Source organism: Candidatus Accumulibacter phosphatis, assembly GCF_012939955.1.
Lineage (GTDB): Bacteria > Pseudomonadota > Gammaproteobacteria > Burkholderiales > Rhodocyclaceae > Accumulibacter > Accumulibacter delftensis.
The window spans coordinates 18694-35342 of sequence record NZ_SPMY01000021.1 but is presented as its reverse complement, the minus strand read 5'-3'; the positions used below and the strand labels follow the sequence as shown (position 1 = coordinate 35342).

Annotated in this window: 16 protein-coding genes and 1 pseudogene; 7 read left to right on the top strand and 10 right to left on the bottom strand. The window is 64.0% G+C overall.

Annotation, left to right across the window (positions count from 1 at the left end; all coding sequences use genetic code 11):
- Positions 1 to 317 precede the first annotated feature (317 nt).
- Complete coding sequence (locus E4Q23_RS08260) at positions 318 to 497, bottom strand: hypothetical protein (protein ID WP_169066169.1); 180 nt, start codon at positions 495 to 497, stop codon at positions 318 to 320.
- A 360-nt stretch (positions 498 to 857) separates the two neighbouring features.
- On the opposite strand from E4Q23_RS08260, the gene E4Q23_RS08255 reads away from it, so the two are divergent.
- The 4 genes from E4Q23_RS08255 (at position 858) to E4Q23_RS08240 (ending at position 6818) form a co-directional block, all read left to right on the top strand.
- Positions 858 to 1430 carry a DUF2760 domain-containing protein gene (locus E4Q23_RS08255; protein ID WP_169066193.1) on the top strand — a complete coding sequence of 191 codons (573 nt, stop codon included), beginning with the start codon at positions 858 to 860 and terminating at the stop codon, positions 1428 to 1430.
- Positions 1427 to 3301 (top strand): Hsp70 family protein, encoded by a 1875-nt coding sequence (locus E4Q23_RS08250; protein ID WP_169066192.1) that lies wholly within the window; start codon positions 1427 to 1429, stop codon positions 3299 to 3301. The genes E4Q23_RS08255 and E4Q23_RS08250 overlap by 4 nt, the downstream gene beginning before the upstream one ends.
- Positions 3302 to 3306: 5 nt before the next feature.
- A complete protein-coding gene (locus E4Q23_RS08245) occupies positions 3307 to 6273 on the top strand; it encodes an Hsp70 family protein (protein ID WP_169066191.1) in 2967 nt (988 codons plus the stop codon).
- A gap of 326 nt (positions 6274 to 6599) precedes the next feature.
- Complete coding sequence (locus E4Q23_RS08240; RefSeq protein ID WP_169066190.1) at positions 6600 to 6818, top strand: hypothetical protein; 219 nt, start codon at positions 6600 to 6602, stop codon at positions 6816 to 6818.
- A 39-nt stretch (positions 6819 to 6857) separates the two neighbouring features.
- Here the strand turns inward: E4Q23_RS08240 and E4Q23_RS08235 are convergent, their stop codons facing one another.
- The 4 genes and pseudogenes from E4Q23_RS08235 to E4Q23_RS08220 all read right to left on the bottom strand — a co-directional run bounded on the left by E4Q23_RS08235 (position 6858) and on the right by E4Q23_RS08220 (position 9565).
- Complete coding sequence (locus tag E4Q23_RS08235) at positions 6858 to 7736, bottom strand: NAD(P)-dependent oxidoreductase (RefSeq protein ID WP_169066189.1); 879 nt, start codon at positions 7734 to 7736, stop codon at positions 6858 to 6860.
- Entirely contained in the window at positions 7736 to 8614 is an 879-nt protein-coding gene (locus E4Q23_RS08230; protein ID WP_169066188.1) for an NAD(P)-dependent oxidoreductase, read from the bottom strand. The genes E4Q23_RS08235 and E4Q23_RS08230 overlap by 1 nt, the downstream gene beginning before the upstream one ends.
- A 52-nt stretch (positions 8615 to 8666) precedes the next feature.
- Positions 8667 to 9080, bottom strand: a complete 414-nt coding sequence (locus E4Q23_RS08225; protein WP_169066187.1) for a secondary thiamine-phosphate synthase enzyme YjbQ — start codon at positions 9078 to 9080, stop codon at positions 8667 to 8669.
- A gap of 151 nt (positions 9081 to 9231) precedes the next feature.
- Positions 9232 to 9565: pseudogene (locus E4Q23_RS08220) on the bottom strand (winged helix-turn-helix transcriptional regulator).
- Between the two features lie 127 nt (positions 9566 to 9692).
- Between E4Q23_RS08220 and E4Q23_RS08215 the strand changes: the two are divergent.
- Positions 9693 to 9929 (top strand): thioredoxin family protein, encoded by a 237-nt coding sequence (locus tag E4Q23_RS08215; RefSeq protein WP_169066186.1) that lies wholly within the window; start codon positions 9693 to 9695, stop codon positions 9927 to 9929.
- A gap of 246 nt (positions 9930 to 10175) precedes the next feature.
- On the opposite strand, the gene E4Q23_RS08210 is transcribed toward E4Q23_RS08215, so the two are convergent.
- The 5 genes from E4Q23_RS08210 to E4Q23_RS08190 all read right to left on the bottom strand — a co-directional run bounded on the left by E4Q23_RS08210 (position 10176) and on the right by E4Q23_RS08190 (position 14084).
- On the bottom strand, positions 10176 to 10715 hold the full coding sequence (locus tag E4Q23_RS08210; protein WP_169066185.1) for a DUF924 family protein: 540 nt from the start codon (positions 10713 to 10715) through the stop codon (positions 10176 to 10178).
- A 68-nt stretch (positions 10716 to 10783) separates the two neighbouring features.
- Entirely contained in the window at positions 10784 to 11194 is a 411-nt protein-coding gene (gene arfB, locus E4Q23_RS08205) for an alternative ribosome rescue aminoacyl-tRNA hydrolase ArfB (RefSeq protein ID WP_169066184.1), read from the bottom strand.
- 7 nt (positions 11195 to 11201) lie between these two features.
- On the bottom strand, positions 11202 to 11786 hold the full coding sequence (locus E4Q23_RS08200; protein ID WP_169066183.1) for a DUF1415 domain-containing protein: 585 nt from the start codon (positions 11784 to 11786) through the stop codon (positions 11202 to 11204).
- A gap of 295 nt (positions 11787 to 12081) precedes the next feature.
- Positions 12082 to 13770, bottom strand: a complete 1689-nt coding sequence (locus tag E4Q23_RS08195; protein WP_169066198.1) for a cation acetate symporter — start codon at positions 13768 to 13770, stop codon at positions 12082 to 12084.
- Positions 13770 to 14084: a DUF485 domain-containing protein gene (locus tag E4Q23_RS08190; protein WP_169066182.1), complete on the bottom strand. Its 315-nt coding sequence runs from the start codon at positions 14082 to 14084 to the stop codon at positions 13770 to 13772. The genes E4Q23_RS08195 and E4Q23_RS08190 overlap by 1 nt, the downstream gene beginning before the upstream one ends.
- A gap of 361 nt (positions 14085 to 14445) precedes the next feature.
- Here E4Q23_RS08190 and E4Q23_RS08185 point away from each other — a divergent pair, with 361 nt between their 5' ends.
- The gene (locus E4Q23_RS08185; RefSeq protein ID WP_169066181.1) at positions 14446 to 15129 is read left to right on the top strand and encodes a response regulator; all 684 of its coding nucleotides are present in this window, start codon (positions 14446 to 14448) and stop codon (positions 15127 to 15129) included.
- Positions 15116 to 16648: a sensor histidine kinase gene (locus E4Q23_RS08180; protein WP_169066180.1), complete on the top strand. Its 1533-nt coding sequence runs from the start codon at positions 15116 to 15118 to the stop codon at positions 16646 to 16648. The genes E4Q23_RS08185 and E4Q23_RS08180 overlap by 14 nt, the downstream gene beginning before the upstream one ends.
- Position 16649: the final 1 nt, after the last annotated feature.

Here is a 16649-nt window from a genome sequence, read left to right as displayed (position 1 = left end):
GACACCCCTGATCATGAAAGTCAGGACGCCCCCTCTCACTTGCAGTGCGCATTCCGGCTTGCACGCCGGAATCGTTCGACGGGCTGGGCGCATGCGCCCGGAATTCCCCGTCTCACCCCCGGCCCTTCTCCCGCAAGGGGAGAAGGGAGTTTCGTGAGTCGCATACGCGACTTTCACATTAACGGTCATGACACGTGGAGACACCCCAAATCATGAAAGTCATGACCCGTTTCCCTCTTCCCCCTGCCCCTTCTCCCGCAAGGAGAAGGGAGTTTCGTGAGTCGCTTGCGCGACTTTCACCTTAAAAGTTCGCCCGTTCAGCGATCCACCGGTGGCTCCTTCTGTCGCTCGCGCTCGACCCGCATCACCCGATGCTCACGCAACTGCTTCCAGTGGATCACGTCGCGCGCCCGCGCGACGATTTCCAGTGTCGGGAAATGATCGCCCACCAGGTCGACAACCTTCAGCGACTGTTCGATGTCGTCGACGGCCAGCACCAGTGCCCGCGCACTTTCAGGAAGGCGCAGAAGGCGGCAAGCGACAGCGGCTTGCCGAATGACGCAGCCTCGGCGGCATCTACCCGAAATCGCCAAAATGGTTTATATTGCACCGCAACATAGCCGCCTGATGGACAATGTCCAGCGCCAGGCGCCTGGGCAGACTTCCTGCCCGACGTTGCGTACCCCTGCGACCATGGCTACCATGCGCAAGCCAGAAGAAATGCCCTGCCATTCCTTGTCCCTCTTTACGCACTTTCTCAACACCCGGCGCGAAGCAGCAGCCAGCCCTGGCGCTGCGCGGCCGGGTCTTGAAGCCTGTCACCGAGCCGCTGCGGCGGCAAATACCAGGACCCATCCATGAAGCCAAAGAATCCACACTTTTTCAGCAGAATCGGCATTGCCATCGCCTGCTTCTTCAAGATTATTGGCAATAGCGAGTTCGCTGGCGGCGTCCAGGCGCTGCGGCTGGCCGAGCGCCAACGCAAGAAAGCCAACGGCACGGCAGCGGCGACCGCCGCGGCGAAGCCCGCGGCGCCGGCACTCAAGGAAGCGGCGCCCGACGGCGCCCTGCAACTTCTCGGCCTCTTGCAGCGCGAGGCCCGTTTCATCGATTTCATCCAGGAGGATGTCGCCGCCTATCCCGACGCCGATGTCGGCGCGGCCGCCCGCCTGGTCCATGAAGGCTGTCGCAAAGTGCTGGTCGACAATTTCAGCATCGACCCGGTGCGCGAGGAAGACGAAGGCAGCGCGATTACCCTGCCGGAAGGCTTCGACGCTGCGGCGATTCGCATCACCGGCAATGTCGTCGGCGAGCCGCCCTTCAACGGCCACATCACCCACCGCGGCTGGCGGGTTGTCGAAACCCGCCTGCCCAAACTTTCCGGCAGCCACGATCTACATATCGTCGCGCCGGCGGAGGTTGAACTATGAGCGAAGCAAAATTCTCCATTGGTATCGATCTCGGTACCACCCATTGCGCCCTGTCCTACGTCGACATCGCCAACAGCGACGGCGAGAACGTCGCGCAGGACGTACTGCCGATCCCACAACTGACGGCCCCCGGTTCGGTCGAGTCGCCGGGACTGCTGCCGTCTTTCATCTACCTGCCGCATGCCAGCGAACTGGCGCCCGGTGACCTCGGCCTGCCGTGGACCGCCGAGCAGGACTATGCCGTCGGTGAAATGGCGCGCAGCCGCGGTGCGGCGACGCCGATACGGCTGGTGTCGAGTGCCAAGAGCTGGCTCTGCCACGCCGGCGTCGACCGGCGCGCCGACATCCTGCCGCACGACGCACCGCCGGAAGTGGCACGCCTGTCGCCACTCGAAGCCTCGCTGCGCTACCTCAGCCACTTGCGCGCCGCCTGGGACGACGCCCACCCCGAGGCGCCTTTCGCCGAGCAGGAAATCGTCGTCACCATCCCGGCTTCCTTCGATCCGGCGGCACGCGAATTGAGTGCCGAAGCAGCCAAGGCGGCCGGCTGCAAACACATGATCCTGCTCGAAGAGCCGCAGGCGGCGTTGTACAGCTGGATTCAGAAAAGCGCCGGCAGCTGGCGCAAGCAGGTCCGGCCGGGCGAGATCATCCTCGTCGCCGACGTCGGCGGCGGTACCAGCGACTTCTCGCTAATCGCCGTTCTCGAACGCGATGGCGTCCTCGAGCTGCACCGGGTCGCGGTCGGCGAGCACATCCTGCTCGGTGGCGACAACATGGATCTGGCCCTGGCCTTCGCCGTCGCCAGCAAGCTCGGCGCCCAGGGCATCAAGACCGACGCCTGGCAGCTGCGAGCGCTGACCCATTCCTGCCGCTCGGCCAAGGAAGCACTGCTCAACGACGCCTCGCTCAGCGAAGTGCCGCTGATCATCGCCAGCCGCGGCGCCAAGTTGATCGGCGGCTCGCTGCGCAGCGAACTGACGCGCGCCGAACTGACTGCCACCCTGCTGGAAGGCTTCTTCCCCGACGCCGCCATCGGCGACCGTCCGCAGGTACGCGGTCGCGCCGGTCTGACACAGCTCGGCCTGCCCTATGCCCACGACGCGGCGATCACCCGTCACCTGGCCGCTTTCCTGGCTCGCCAGGTCGCCGCGACGGCCGATCTCGAAGGCTTCACCGGTACCTTGCCGGATGGCGCGACTTTCCTGCATCCGACGGCGGTGCTGTTCAATGGTGGCGTCTTCAAGTCGGAGCTGCTCGCCGAGCGCACCCTGGCGACGATCAACTCCTGGCTCGCTGCGGAAGGCGCGCCACCGGCCCGTCCGCTCGAAGGCGCCGACCTCGATCTGGCCGTCGCCCGTGGCGGTGCCTACTACGGCTACGTGCGCCGCGGCCAGGGGGTGCGCATCCGTGGCGGCACGGCGCGTTCCTACTATGTGGCCATCGAATCGGTGATGCCGGCAGTACCCGGCATGCAACCACCGGTGCAGGCGCTGTGCCTGGCGCCGTTCGGCATGGAGGAAGGCAGCGACGCCGCGCTTCCGGAGCAGGAGTTCGGGCTGGTCGTCGGCGAAGCGGTACGCTTCCGCTTCTTCGGCTCGTCGGTTCGCCGCCAGGATCAGGTCGGCACCTTGCTCGCCGACTGGGAACCCGATGAACTGCAGGAACTCGCCGAGATCCAGACGACGCTGCCCGCCGCAGGTCGCGCCGACGGCGAAGTGGTCCGCGTCAAGCTGCACGCGCGCGTTACCGAGGCCGGCACGCTCGAACTCGAAGCACTGCCGCACGATGGCCCGGAGCGCTGGAAAGTCGAGTTTGACGCGCGCGACGCTGGCAGTAGTGCCGGCGATGTCGCCAACGCGACGGACTGAGGGCCGTGAAGCAGCAATACATCGTCGGTATCGATCTCGGAACCAGCAATACCGTCGTCGCCTATGCCGCGCCCGGAGGGCAGCAGGTCGAGCTTTTCGAGATCGAGCAACTGGTCGGCGCCGGCGAAGTCGCCGCCCGGCCGCTACTGCCTTCGGTGCGCTTTCATCCGGCGGCCGGCGAGCTCAGACCTGGCGATCTGCAATTGCCATGGCCGGCCGAGGCGGGTGGCGGGAAAGTCGGCGACAGCGTTGGCGACGGCGAAAGTGCCGATGATGGCGACGGTGGCGACCTTGGCGAAGGCGCTCAACTCGCCCTCACCGGCCGCTTCGCCCTCGAACTCGGCGCGCAGGTTCCCGGTCGCCTGGTCGCCAGCGCCAAGAGCTGGTTGTCGCACGCCTCGGTCGACCGCATGGCAGCCATCCTGCCCTGGGGTGCGGACGCCGCTGTCGCCAAGGTTTCGCCGGTCGCCGCCAGCGCCAGTTATCTGGCGCACGTTCGCGCCGCCTGGGGGCACCGCTTCCCGCAGGCACCCCTCGAACAGCAACAGGTGATCCTGACCGTTCCCGCTTCCTTCGACGAAGGGGCGCGGGCGCTGACCGTCGAAGCCGCGCGGCAAGCCGGCCTGCCCAGGCTGCGTCTGCTCGAGGAACCGCAAGCAGCGTTTTATGACTGGCTGTTCCGTCATCAGGAAAGCCTCGACACGGAGCTCGCCGAAACGCGGCTGCTGATGGTCTGTGACATCGGTGGCGGCACCACTGACCTGACCCTGATTCAGGTAGCGTTCAAGGACGGTGAGCCGGAGCTGACACGCGTCGGTGTCGGCAACCACCTGATGCTCGGTGGCGACAATATGGATCTGGCGCTGGCCCACCTGGTCGAGTCACGCCTGCCGGAGAGTGGCGGCAAGAAGCTGTCGGCGGCGCGTTTTTCGCAGCTGACGGCGCGCTGCCGGGCAGCCAAGGAACAATTGCTGGCGCATGGCGCACCCGAATCGGTCTTGCTGACCCTGCTCGGCGGCGGCGCCAAGCTGATCGGCGGCGCTCGCAGCATCGAGTTGCAGCGCGACGAAGTGCTGAACATGATCGTCGACGGCTTCATGCCGCGCGTCGCCGTCGATCAACCGATACTGCAGCGGCGCGCCGGGCTGGTCGAATTCGGACTGCCCTACCCCGCCGATGCGGCGATCACCCGCCATGTCGCCGCTTTTCTCAGGCGCCACAAAGAGGCGGCGCAGCGCGCCCTCGCCGAGCCAGAAGAGCCGCTTGCAGCGCAAGAACCGCAAGCCCAACAAACAGTACAGCAAGCGGGCGACGAACAGCCGCCGGCCGAACCGCGCCTGCCGGTACCCGATACCGTGCTCTTCAACGGCGGCGTCTTTCGTGCCGAGGCGCTGAGCGAGCGCCTGCAAGCCACTCTCGCCGACTGGCGCGGCACGCCGCTGCGCCTGCTGCACAACGACAACCCGGACATTGCCGTGGCCCGCGGCGCAGTCGCCTACGCGCTGGTCCGCCAAGGGCACGGGCGACGCATCGGCGGCGGCTCGGCGCGCAGCTACTTCCTGGTCCTCGAAGAAGGCAGCAAGCAGCGACGCGGCATCTGCATCCTGCCGCGCGGCAGCGAGGAAGGGCACGAAATCCGCCTGCCGGAACGTACCTTCAGCCTGCGCCTGGGTCAGCCGGTGCGCTTCTATCTCGCCTCGTCGGTGGCCGACACGCGCTATCAGCCGGGTCAAATCGCCTCCCTCGACGATGAAGATTTCATCCGCCTGCCGCCGATTGCCACCGTCGTGCAGCCACAGGCCGGCAGCACGCAGCGCGAAGTGCGTGTGGAGCTGATCACCGGGATCACCGAAGTCGGCAGCCTGGAACTGCACTGCGTCAGCATCGACAACCCGGCTCGTCGCTGGCTGCTCGAATTCCAGTTACGCAGCGACGGCGAAGCGACGACGGCCTCGTCCGAAGCCCTGCCACCGCGCTTCGCCGATGCGGTGAAGTCCATCGAACATATTTTCGGCGGCCGTTCGCAGGCCGTCGACAACAAGGAAGTGCGCCGCCTGCGCGGCCAGCTCGAACATCTGCTCGGCAAGCGCGACGACTGGGAGATGCCGCTGCTGCGCGCCCTTTTCGACGCCCTGCTGCAACGCGCCCGCCGCCGGCGGCGCTCGCCGGAACACGAGCGTCTGTGGCTCAACCTTGCTGGCTACTGCCTGCGCCCGGGCCTTGGCGACGCTATCGACGACTGGCGGATCGAGCAATTGACTGCGCTGCTGTCGCAAGGCATCCAGTATGTGAATGAGAGCCAGAACTGGTCCGAGTGGTGGACGCTGTGGCGGCGTGCCGCCGGGGGCCTGGCGGCGGAGACGCAAGAGCTTCTGCTCGCCGAACTCCTGCCTGCGCTACAAACCGAGACCGTCAAAGCCCGCAAGCGCCAGCCGGCGCCGATCAGCGGTAGCCACGACGACATGCTGCGCCTGGTCGCTTCGCTCGAAAGATTGCCGGTCGAACGCAAGATCGAAGTTGGTGACTGGCTGCTCGACAGCCTGGCCAGTGGGTCAGAGAAGCCACTCGGCTGGTGGGCCCTCGGCCGCCTCGGCGCGCGCCAACCGCTCTACGGCAGTGCCCACCAGGTGGTAGCGGTCGAAGACGCCTGTCGCTGGCTCGAAGGCCTGCTGGCCGTAGACTGGAAAAAGGTCGAGCCGGCCGCCTTCGCGGCCACTCAACTCGCCCGCCTGACCGGCGATCGCTCACGCGACCTGCCCGACAGCATCCGCGAGGGCGTCGTGGCGCGGCTGAGTGCGATCAATGCCAATGGTCACTGGATCGAGCAGATCAGTAACGTCGTCGAACTCGACAAAGCCGACGAACGCCGTGCTTTTGGCGAGTCCTTGCCGGCCGGCTTGCGCCTGGTTCACGACGAAGGGCGAGCACAGACAGCGGCGGCAGCCCAGTCTGCGCCAGCGGGTAGGAGCTGAGCCACGCCAATACTGCCACGCCACGGTGCGATGCTGCGTGTGATCCGTCGCCCGCAGGACGAGCCAGGCGGCTGGCGCTGGAGAGGGAGGTCATAAGCCACAAATCCGTGCCATAAGCTTACCGCATTGGTATTCACGCGGTGTTTTCTGGATAATGCTGAAGGCTAAGCGACATGAACGCAATTACACTATCGGTAATCGCCTTGCGCATCGCGGCAATGGCGGTTGCGAAAAGTGGACACGGGCCCTCGGGGTATGGCGGACGGCCTTCGGCGTACCACTTCACTACGGCGATCATGTCGCGATTTTCAAGGGGTGAGTAAAAAATGCGCACGCAACGAGGGCCAGACCGACGCCAGGGGCAACTGCAGCGCCCACAAGGTGCACCTGAACGCCGCTGCGGTAGCGACCGGCGCAAACTCACGTTTACCGATCAGTCGATCGCCGCAATGGAAGCGCGCCTGGCAGCGCTTGCCCGCAGCAAGAAAGCCAACAGCGACGAAGAAGGCTCAGGCTGGGACAAGCTGATCATCCCTGTCGACTAGCGTTGCCAGCCAGGCCAGCCCGGCAACGGCCAGATCGTCTCATCCGGCAGCGCGTCGGCTTGCTTCCAGAACGCGCAGCAGCGAGGCGGTGTCGGAGCGCCCCCAGCCCATGGCCATCAGCGCATTGAGTTGCTGCCAGACCTGTGCGGCCAGCGGCAGCGGCACGCCGAGGCGATGCGCTTCGTCCATCAGGATGCCGTAGTCCTTGTGATGCAGCCGCGCTTCGACGCCGGCGGCGAATTCGCGATCGACCATTCGCCCGCCCATGGCTTCCAGCGCACGGCTGCCGGCCGAACCACCCGCCAGCGCCTGGCGCACCTTGGCCGGATCGGCACCGGCCGCAGCACTGAAGTGCAAGGCCTCGGCAATCGCCTGAATCGCGCCGACCATGATCATCTGATTGCACGCCTTGGCGACCTGTCCGGCGCCGTTGTCGCCGACATGGACAATCGTCTTGCCGAGCAGCGCCAGCAGCGGGCGCGCCCGCTCGAGTACCGCGGCCCTGCCGCCGACCATGATTGCCAGGCTGGCAGCGACGGCTGCCTGGCTACCCCCGGATACCGGTGCGTCGAGCATGTCGATAGCACGCTCGCCCAGGCGCTGGGCCAGCGTGCGCGCCATGCCCGGCGCAATGGTACTCATGTCGACCAGCAGCGAAGCCGCGGCGAGTCCGTCGACCAGGCCATCGAGCCCCAGCGCCACACGCTCGACATCGGCACCGGCCGTGAGCATGGTGAAGACCACTTCACTACGCTGGCCGACGGCAGCCGGCGTCGCACAAGCGACGGCACCGGCGGCGAGTAGCGGCTGCAGCGACTCCGGTCGGCGTGCCCAGATCACCAGTTGATGGCCGCCACGCAAGAGGTTCAACGCCATGGCTTGACCCATCACGCCGAGGCCAATGAAACCGATGTGCATCAGTCTTCGCCGCCCGACAGGCGCTCCAGAAGCTTGAGAATGGCGACCGAATCCTCCTCGCCAAGCCCCGAACCGACCATCGCGTTGTACATCTGCGCAGTCGCCGCCGCCACCGGCAGGCACATGCCCAGTTCGTGCGCGCTCTGCATGACGATGTTCATGTCCTTCTGATGCATCCAGGACTTGAAGCCCGGTTTGAAGTTGCGGTCGAGCATGCGCTGGCCATGGTTCTCCAGGATCTTCGAATAGGCAAAGCCGCCGAGCAGGGCTTCACGCACCTTGGCCGGATCAACCCCGCTCCTGGCCGCGAAATTGAGCGCTTCGGCGACAGTCAGCACACCCGCGCCGGTAATGATCTGATTGGCCGCCTTGGCCACTTGCCCGGCCCCCGCATCGCCGACATGCACGATGTTCTTGCCCATGCACTCGAAAGCCGGTCGTGCCGTTTCGAAAGCGGCGACACTACCGCCGACCATGATCGACAGGCTGCCGGCAATGGCCCCGACTTCGCCGCCGGAAACCGGCGCGTCGAGGAAGTCGACAGCTTGTTCGCGCAGGCGAGCGCCGATGTCGCGTGCCGCTGCCGGGCGGATGGTGCTCATGTCCACCGCCACCAGCCCAGCCCGAGCGGCGCTGGCCACGCCTTGTTCGCCAAGCATCACCTGCTCGACGTCGGGGGCGTCGGCGACGATCGAGATCAGCAAATCGACCGCGCCGGCCACCCCGGCGGGACTGTCAGCCGCCCTGGCGCCGGCGTCGAGCAGGGGCTGCATCGACTCGGCACGACGCGCCCAGACGGTCAGTTCATGCCCCGCGCCCAGCAAGTTGAGCGCCATCGGGCGCCCCATGATACCCAGGCCGATGAATCCGATTTTCATTGCTATCCCTCTTCCAGTCGCCAGACGATAAAACGGTCGAGTGTAGCAGCCATCAGCCGACGACCGTGACCACCACCCGACGGCGGTGCGCGAGCGTGCGGTGCTCCCAGAGGTAGATCCCCTGCCAGGTCCCGAGGAGCATCGTACCGCTCCCGACCGGCACACTCACCGAGCTGCCGGCCAGGATGTTGCGCCCGTGCGCCGCCATGTCGTCGTCGCCCTCGCTGTCATGATGGTAGGCGGCGTCGCCATCGGGCGCCCAGCGCGCCGCCAGCGTTTCCAGATCGCGGCGTACCGAGGGATCGGCGTTCTCGGTCAACACCACCGAGCAACTGGTGTGCTGGACAAAAATGTTCGCCAGACCGATCGGCATCCCCGCAGCGCGAACGATCCGCGCCACTTCGGCAGTAATCTCGATGCTGCCGCGACCACGACTATGAACGTCAAAACTCTGCTGGTAAGCCATGTCTATTTCCCTCCTCGCTTGCCGGCGCGCGCTCCTTGCGGGCCCTCGCAAAGTATAAGGGCATCGCAGCGCTCAGGCTTGCTGCGAAAGCCTCGTCGGGAACGCGGCGGGCGCCACAGCAGCCCGCACGCCATTCCAGCGGCAACGCGCGCTATCGATCACTGGCCATTTGAACATCCAGGGATTTTATCTGAGCGATGATAGTGATCAGTTTGTGGCCGTTCGATGTCAGTGAATAGACGGTCCTCGGCGGTACTTCCGGAAAAACCTGCTTGTCCAGCAAGCCGTATGAAGTCAGCTTGCGCAGGCGCTCGGAAAGGATTTTTTTTCGAAATTCCTGCAACGCGACGTTCCAGACCACCGGGCCGTGAAACACCCTCGGCAATGGCCATCAGGACGGACACCGACCATTTGCAACCCACCACTTCTTCCAGGTGGCGGTAGAGCGATGGCGCCGATCGAGATGAATTATTTATTTCGTTCATGGCCAATGATTTACACCAGAAAGTTACCGGGGCACCGAAAAGTGCCTGCTTTTGGAGTACCAGATCCCTACCTACAATGATCGTGTGCTTCTGGCACGAACCCCGATCCACTCAGGAGTAAACGATCATGAAAACCAATGCCACCTTTTATCACGCCGGCTGCCCGGTTTGTGTCGCTGCCGAACAAAACCTGGCCAAGGCACTTGATCCCGCACGCTACGACGTCGAGGTCGTCCACCTCGGCGAGAGCAAGTCACGTGTCCAGGAAGCCGAAGCCGCTGGCGTCCAGTCGGTACCGGCACTGGTACTCGATGGCACCGTGTTCCATATCAATTTTGGTGCCGGCATCGAGGCGCTGAAATAGATTTGTAATTTCTCGGGCCAGCAGAGCGGCATGCGAAAACCGATACGCGCAGTGCTACCTTCCTTGGCCAGCGCTAACGCGCCCACTTAAGGCGATTTCTGTCAAAGAACATACCATCTTGCTTGTCTTTTCGCCCGTCTTCTGTGTTACGACAACAGTTACATCGTTCGACTATGCGCCTGTTGTCGCGCCTTTAAGCCGACCGAAAAACCGGCGCAATCTGGTACGTTCTTTTCCGGCAATTGCCTAAAACCCCGACCCCGGCGTTTTCAGGAACTCAATCTCGTCCACGGTCGACTGCCGCCCGAGGATGGCATTGCGGTGCGGATAACGGCCGAAGCGGTCGATGATCGCCTGGTGGCGCAGTTCGAAGGCGAGATTGTTCTCCATTCCCGGCGCAGCGAAGAGCTCGACTGCCCGGGCGTGAATCAGCGGCGACTCACTGTGCATGTAGGGCATGTAGAGGAAGGCCCGGCGCGCCGGGTCGATGGCGTTGTCGGCGCCGGCGGCGACGGCTTCCTGGGCGAGGGCCAGCGCCAGCGCGTCGGTGGCGAAGGATTGCGGGCGATCGCGGAAGATGTTGCGTGGAAACTGGTCGAGGACGAGGATCTCGGCCAGGCGGCCGTCGCTGCTGCTGCGCCAGGCACATAGCTCGCAACGGCTGGCCGCGGCGAGAAGAATACCGAAACGCGCCTCGATCAGGCGGTCAAAGTCGGCGGATTTGGCCCACCATTGCGCTGGCCTTGTCTCTTCGAACCAGAAAGCGAGGACATCGGCGGGCGTCATGCGCTGGCACTCGCTGCTGAATGGCAAATGAACATTGCGGCTCCCTTCTTGGCCATGCTGATGATCGATCAGTGCTCGTCGACCCGCCCACGCCGCAGCTTCACCGCGCCGCGCTTCACTTTGCTGTCGACGCGCCTGATCTGCGAGCCGCGCGTCGGCCGGGTCGGGCGCCGCGGCGTCGGGATGAACGCCGCGCGGGCGATCAGTTCGCGCAAGCGGGTGAGCGCGTCGAGGCGGTTGCGGTCCAGGCTGCGGTGCGCCTGCGCCTTGATGATCACCACCCCGTCGGCGCTGATGCGCTGATCGCGCAGCTGCCGCAGGCGCTCCTTGATTTCCTCGGGTAACGAAGAGGCCGCGATATCGAAGCGCAGATGAATGGCATTCGAGACCTTGTTGACGTTCTGGCCGCCGGCGCCCTGGGCGCGGATGGCAATGAACTCGACTTCGCTCTCGCGCAGTTCGATGCGTGGCGCTGACATCGGCGACCTACTTCCCTTCGCCCGCCGGCGCGCCGACGCCAAGCGCCTGCCAGCCGTCGCTGCCGAGTTCGCGCAGGGTCTCCATATTGCGCTCGTAGATCAAGGCGGCGTCGGGAAAAGCGGCGACCGCGCGGTCGAGGCTGGCTTCGCGCAGCAGATGCAGGGTCGGGAATGGTGCGCGATTGGTGCAGTTGGTGATGTCGTCGGCGTCGGTCTCGGCGAAAGCGTAGGCGGGGTGAAAACTGGCGACCTGCAGGATGCCTTCGAGTTGCTGCGTTCGGAGCACGACATTGACCAGATCGAGAAAAGCGACGAAGTCCTCAAAGTCGTTGAGCACCCGCGGGTGGATGAGCAGCGTGGTGTCGATCTCATCCGGCGCCACGGCCACCAAGGCGTGCAGCTCACGTTCCAGATCGGCGAGCAGGCTCTCGTCCTCCGTCGCATCGCTGACCACGTAGCGCACCTGTCCCCTGCTGTGCACTCCCTTGGCGAAAGGACAGAGATTGAGGCCGATCACCGCCCGTTCCAGCCAGTGCCGCGTTGCGGCGATGGCTTGTTCGTGGCTGGCGTTGGCTGGGAGGGTCATGGTCATGCGTTCTCTCGTTATTGCGTCGTGGCGGTCGCGTTCTCTCGTCGGTCGGCTTGGCAAGGCGTTGGCCGACATTGATACCACATTCGTCGCCAGACTGCAGCACCCCGCCAGTGTAGCGATTCAGCGCACAGCGGGCAAAATGTAGATCAGCGACGCATGCGCGGCAGCACGCGGCAACCCTGAGCACGCTGCCTCACCAACTTGACTCACCGGGCACGCGGCCTGCCGGGTTCACGAAAAAGACGGCCCGCGAAACGCGGGCCGTCTTGCCGTTCAACGAGCGCCTGACTGCAGTTCAGTGACCAGACGCACCTGCGGCACCGACGCCGGTTTCCGAGCGAACCTTCTGCGCGGGGTAAAGCGAGCGTTCGAGCTGTGCTTGCTTGCTGGTATCCATCTTGGAAACCAGGTAGATGGTCAGGAAAGCCGCCGACATCGAGAAGAGGCCCGGCGATGAGTATGGGAACAACGCCGAGCCCTTCGGATTGCCCAGGACAGCCTCCCACACCGACGCCGAAACGATGGTTAGGCCAACAGATGAAATCAGACCGACGAATCCACCAGCAACAGCCCCCTTGGTCGTGCAGTCCTTCCACAGTACCGACATGAACAGCACGGGGAAGTTGGCCGAGCAGGCGATGGCAAAAGCGAGCATCACCATGTAAGCGACGTTCTGCTTCTCGAAGGCGATACCCAGAATCACGGCGATGATGCCCAGGCAGATGGTGGTGATCTTCGAGACGCGCAGTTCGGCAGCCGAATCCGCCTTGCCCTTGCAGAACACCGTCGCGTACAGATCGTGCGACACCGCCGAGGCGCCGGACAGCGTGAGACCGGCAACCACGGCCAAGATGGTGGCGAAAGCGACCGCGGAGATGAAGCCGAGGAAGACATTGCCACCGACGGCGTTGGCCAGGTGGATGGCCGCCATGTTGCCGCCGCCCTTCAAACCCTTGGCCAGATCGCCATCGACGTAGTACGCACCGGGATCCTGGGTGAGCAGGACGACCGCGCCAAAGCCGATGATGAAGGTGAGGATGTAGAAGTAGCCGATCCAGGTGGTTGCCCAGCCCACCGACTTGCGTGCCTCTCTGGCGCTTGGAACGGTGAAGAAGCGCATCAGGATGTGCGGCAGACCGGCGGTGCCGAACATCAACGTCATGCCGACCGAGATCGCCGAGATCGGATCCTTGATCAGCGCACCAGGCCCCATGATGGCATCGTGTTTGGTGTGGATTTCAACCGCCTTGGCGAAAAGTGCCTCGGGATTGAAGCTGAACTGCCAGAGCACGGCCAGGGCCATGAAGCTTGCGCCGCAAAGCAGCATGATCGCCTTGATGATCTGCACCCAGGTGGTTGCCGTCATGCCGCCAAACAACACATAGCACATCATCAGCGCGCCGACGATGATCACTGCGTACTGGTACTCGAGACCAAAGAGCACCTTGATCAGTTGGCCCGCACCAACCATCTGCGCGATCATGTAGAAGCAGACGACGACCAGAGAACCGGACGCCGCGAAGATGCGGATCGGCGTCTGCGCGAAACGGTAGGCAGCGACGTCAGCGAAGGTGAACTTGCCGAGGTTGCGCAGTCGCTCAGCCATCAGGAAGGTAATCACCGGCCAGCCGACCAGCCAGCCGATCGAGAAGATCAGGCCGTCAAAACCGTTAGCAAATACCAGGCCGGAAATTCCCAGGAAGGACGCGGCAGACATATAGTCGCCGGCAATCGCCAGACCGTTCTGGAAGCCGGTAATGCCACCACCGGCGGTGTAGAAGTCAGCCGCCGTTTTGGTCTTGCTTGCCGCCCACTTGGTGATGAACAGGGTCATGACCACGAAGGCGCCAAACATGGCGATCGCCACCCAGTTGGTTTCCTGCTTTACCGTGGTACCGAGATCGCCGCCAGCAGCCACGGCGACACCGGCGATCAGCAAGCCAAGCAGGATCACCGGGCTGTTGCGTATGGTTTTGGCAATCATCATTGATGGGCCTCATGGATGATTTCGGCGGTCAGGTCGTCGAACTCGGAGTTGGCACGGCGGACGTAGATATTGGTGATGACGATGGTCAGAACGATGACCCCAACGCCCATCGGAATACCGATCGAAGTGACCATGCCATCGGCCAGCTTCCTTGCCAGAAACTCCTTGTCGAAGGCAATCAGCAGAATGTATCCATAGTAGATAGCCATGATCAGGACGGTCATGACGATGCTGTAGGTCGAGCGCATGCTCACCAGTTTCTTGTACTTCGGGTTGGCGGCGATACGCACAACCAGGTCGTCGTCTTTCATGTTGCCTCCTCGGAGGGGAACGGTTTGTCGAATCATTCACGCTGACTGCCGCGGCGAAGGTAGGCCTCCGAACTTACGCCGGGCTTACATAGGTTATTTTTCTCGTTTATTAACAGTTACTTACACGATTCTTAGCAAACTCTTAACAGGTCCTTAAAATGACCGCTGGTGTTCTGATCGATTTCGCCTGGCCGACTTGCGCGGGGCGCTGCTGGTGCGCATAACAGCACATGGTCCGCGCCGCGTTCGCCGCGTACAATCGCTGACGCGGCGCTTGCCAGCGCGATGCCCTACGCATGTTTCCGGGGAGGGCCGCGCTCCCTTACCCTTGTCTTTGCCCGCCTGCCCATTGAGGTCCTTGATGCTTGTCCTGTTGATAGAAGATGATCCGGAGCTCTCTGATGGCATTGCCACCTTCCTCGCCGGACAAGGAGACAGTGTTGTCGTTGAAGCCCATGGCATGGCAGCGGATCGCTTGTTGCAGGAAAAGAACTTCGACATCGTTCTCGTCGATGTTGGCCTGCCAGGACTGAGCGGCTACGAAATCGTGCGCCGCATCCGGGAGCGCCGCCAAGCGCTGCCGGTGATCATGATTACCGCACGTGATGCCCTCGACGATCGAATCTACGGGCTGGACCTCGGTGCGGACGACTACCTGTCGAAACCCTTCGAACTCGCCGAACTGACCGCGCGCATGCGAGCGACCACGCGTCGTGGTGCCAATAGCGTTGCCCGGCGAATCGAGTTTGGCCCGCTGTTGATGGACATGCAGGGGCGATTCGCCTCGCTGGCAGAACAGCCATTGATCGTTTCCAGCCGTGAATGGGATCTGCTGAGCACTCTTGCCGCGGCTGACGGGCACACGGTGCCAAAGGAACGGCTGCAAGGTGATGGCAGTGTCAACGCCCTGGAAGTCTACGTCTACCGCCTGCGCCGCCGGCTGGAAGCAGCTGGCCTGAGTATTCGCACCGTGCGCGGCTTCGGCTACCGTCTGGAAGTCACCGGCGGTGTGGCCAACAAGACGCGGCGCGATGCAAACCACTAGCGCGAGCAAGGCAGGAGTTGCAAGCAATTCCGGAGAAGCAGGCAGCGAGATCGGCGCGACCACAAGGCGGGCTGGTACCAGTCTCCGGCGCAGTCTGCTGCGCGCGCTGGTACTGCCGATCGCCACCGCCCTGCTGACGGGTGGAGTATTCGGCTATCGAGCGGCCGAGAAAGTGGTCAGCAGTGCCTACGACCAGAGCCTGTCGAACCTGGCGAACGGCATCGCCAACCGGGCCCGGGTGGAAAATGGCGAGGTCACCATCGCCCTGTCGCCTGAGGCAGAAGCGCTCCTGCACACCGACACGGTAGACGACATCTACTTCCGGGTGCGCGACGACTTCGGCCGAATCATCGCCGGAGACGCCGATCTGCCACCGCCGGAGACTTCCGAAAGCGACACTGCGGCCGGCTCGCCGACACCGTTTGTGGAGACCTCGACGAGCGCTGGTGCCACCGCCACGGGGTCGAGAATCTCGTTCTTTGACGCCCAGTTCCGTGATCAATCGATACGCGGGGTGCGTTTCCACCCGGTTGTCGACGGCCAAGGCATCTACGTCACCGTCGCCGAAACACTGGGCAAGCGCCGTGCGGCCATTCGCGATCTGTTGCTCGGCTTCGGTTTGGCGGTGTTTCTGGTGCTCGCCGCCATCGCCGCCGTCGTGCGCTACGGAATCACCTCCGGCCTGGCATCGCTGCATCACCTGCAGTCCGAGCTTGCCGAGCGTTCCGGCGAGGATCTCGCCCCGGTTGATCTGAACCAGGTGCCACTGGAAATCCACGCGCTGGTGCGAGCGCTGAATGCACTCCTGACGCGCCTGCAGGACGCGCACACCGCGCAACGGAAATTCCTGCAGGATGCCGCGCATCAGTTGCGCACACCACTCGCCGGTCTGCAAGTCCAGATCGAGCTGCTGCGCAGCCAGCAGACCGACCAGACGGTGGCCGCGAATCTGCGCCAGTCGGTGAAACGCGTCACTCGCCTGGCCAATCAGTTACTGGCGCTGGCCCGCGCCGAGGGAGCGCACTATCTGATGGCGAATGCATCGTCGGTTGATCTGGCAAAGCTGATCGACGAGATGCTGGACGACTGGCTACGCATCGCCGACGAGAAGAAGATCGACTTCGGCATGCAGCGCGATATTTCGACGCTGGCCGGCGATCCGACGCTGCTCCGCGAGCTGATCGCCAATCTGGTCGACAACGCGCTCAAATACACGCCCGCCGGCGGACAGGTCACCCTGCGCTGCGAACGCGTCGGTGACGTCGTCGAAATTGACGTCACCGACAACGGCCCCGGTATTCCCGAGCACGAGCGCGAACGCGTATTCGAGCGTTTTCATCGCTTGCCCGACGCCCCGGCTACCGGTAGCGGGCTGGGTTTGGCGATCGCGCGGGAGACGGTTGGTGGTCACCGCGGTTCGATCACCGTCGCCAGCGGTGCGGACGGCGAAGGCACCTGCATCCAGGTGCGCTTGCCAGCCAAGCCAGCGACAGTTTCGCTGGCCAGCCGATCTGCCTGAG

Coding starts and splice junctions, on each gene's coding strand:
- E4Q23_RS08255 (WP_169066193.1), top strand. CDS start 858: ATGAAGCCAAAGAATCCACACTTTTTCAGCAGAATCGGCATTGCCATC.
- E4Q23_RS08250 (WP_169066192.1), top strand. CDS start 1,427: ATGAGCGAAGCAAAATTCTCCATTGGTATCGATCTCGGTACCACCCAT.
- E4Q23_RS08240 (WP_169066190.1), top strand. CDS start 6,600: ATGCGCACGCAACGAGGGCCAGACCGACGCCAGGGGCAACTGCAGCGC.
- E4Q23_RS08235 (WP_169066189.1), bottom strand. CDS start 7,736: ATGCACATCGGTTTCATTGGCCTCGGCGTGATGGGTCAAGCCATGGCG.
- E4Q23_RS08230 (WP_169066188.1), bottom strand. CDS start 8,614: ATGAAAATCGGATTCATCGGCCTGGGTATCATGGGGCGCCCGATGGCG.
- E4Q23_RS08225 (WP_169066187.1), bottom strand. CDS start 9,080: ATGGCTTACCAGCAGAGTTTTGACGTTCATAGTCGTGGTCGCGGCAGC.
- E4Q23_RS08215 (WP_169066186.1), top strand. CDS start 9,693: ATGAAAACCAATGCCACCTTTTATCACGCCGGCTGCCCGGTTTGTGTC.
- E4Q23_RS08210 (WP_169066185.1), bottom strand. CDS start 10,715: ATGACGCCCGCCGATGTCCTCGCTTTCTGGTTCGAAGAGACAAGGCCA.
- arfB (WP_169066184.1), bottom strand. CDS start 11,194: ATGTCAGCGCCACGCATCGAACTGCGCGAGAGCGAAGTCGAGTTCATT.
- E4Q23_RS08200 (WP_169066183.1), bottom strand. CDS start 11,786: ATGACCATGACCCTCCCAGCCAACGCCAGCCACGAACAAGCCATCGCC.
- E4Q23_RS08195 (WP_169066198.1), bottom strand. CDS start 13,770: ATGATTGCCAAAACCATACGCAACAGCCCGGTGATCCTGCTTGGCTTG.
- E4Q23_RS08190 (WP_169066182.1), bottom strand. CDS start 14,084: ATGAAAGACGACGACCTGGTTGTGCGTATCGCCGCCAACCCGAAGTAC.
- E4Q23_RS08185 (WP_169066181.1), top strand. CDS start 14,446: ATGCTTGTCCTGTTGATAGAAGATGATCCGGAGCTCTCTGATGGCATT.
- E4Q23_RS08180 (WP_169066180.1), top strand. CDS start 15,116: ATGCAAACCACTAGCGCGAGCAAGGCAGGAGTTGCAAGCAATTCCGGA.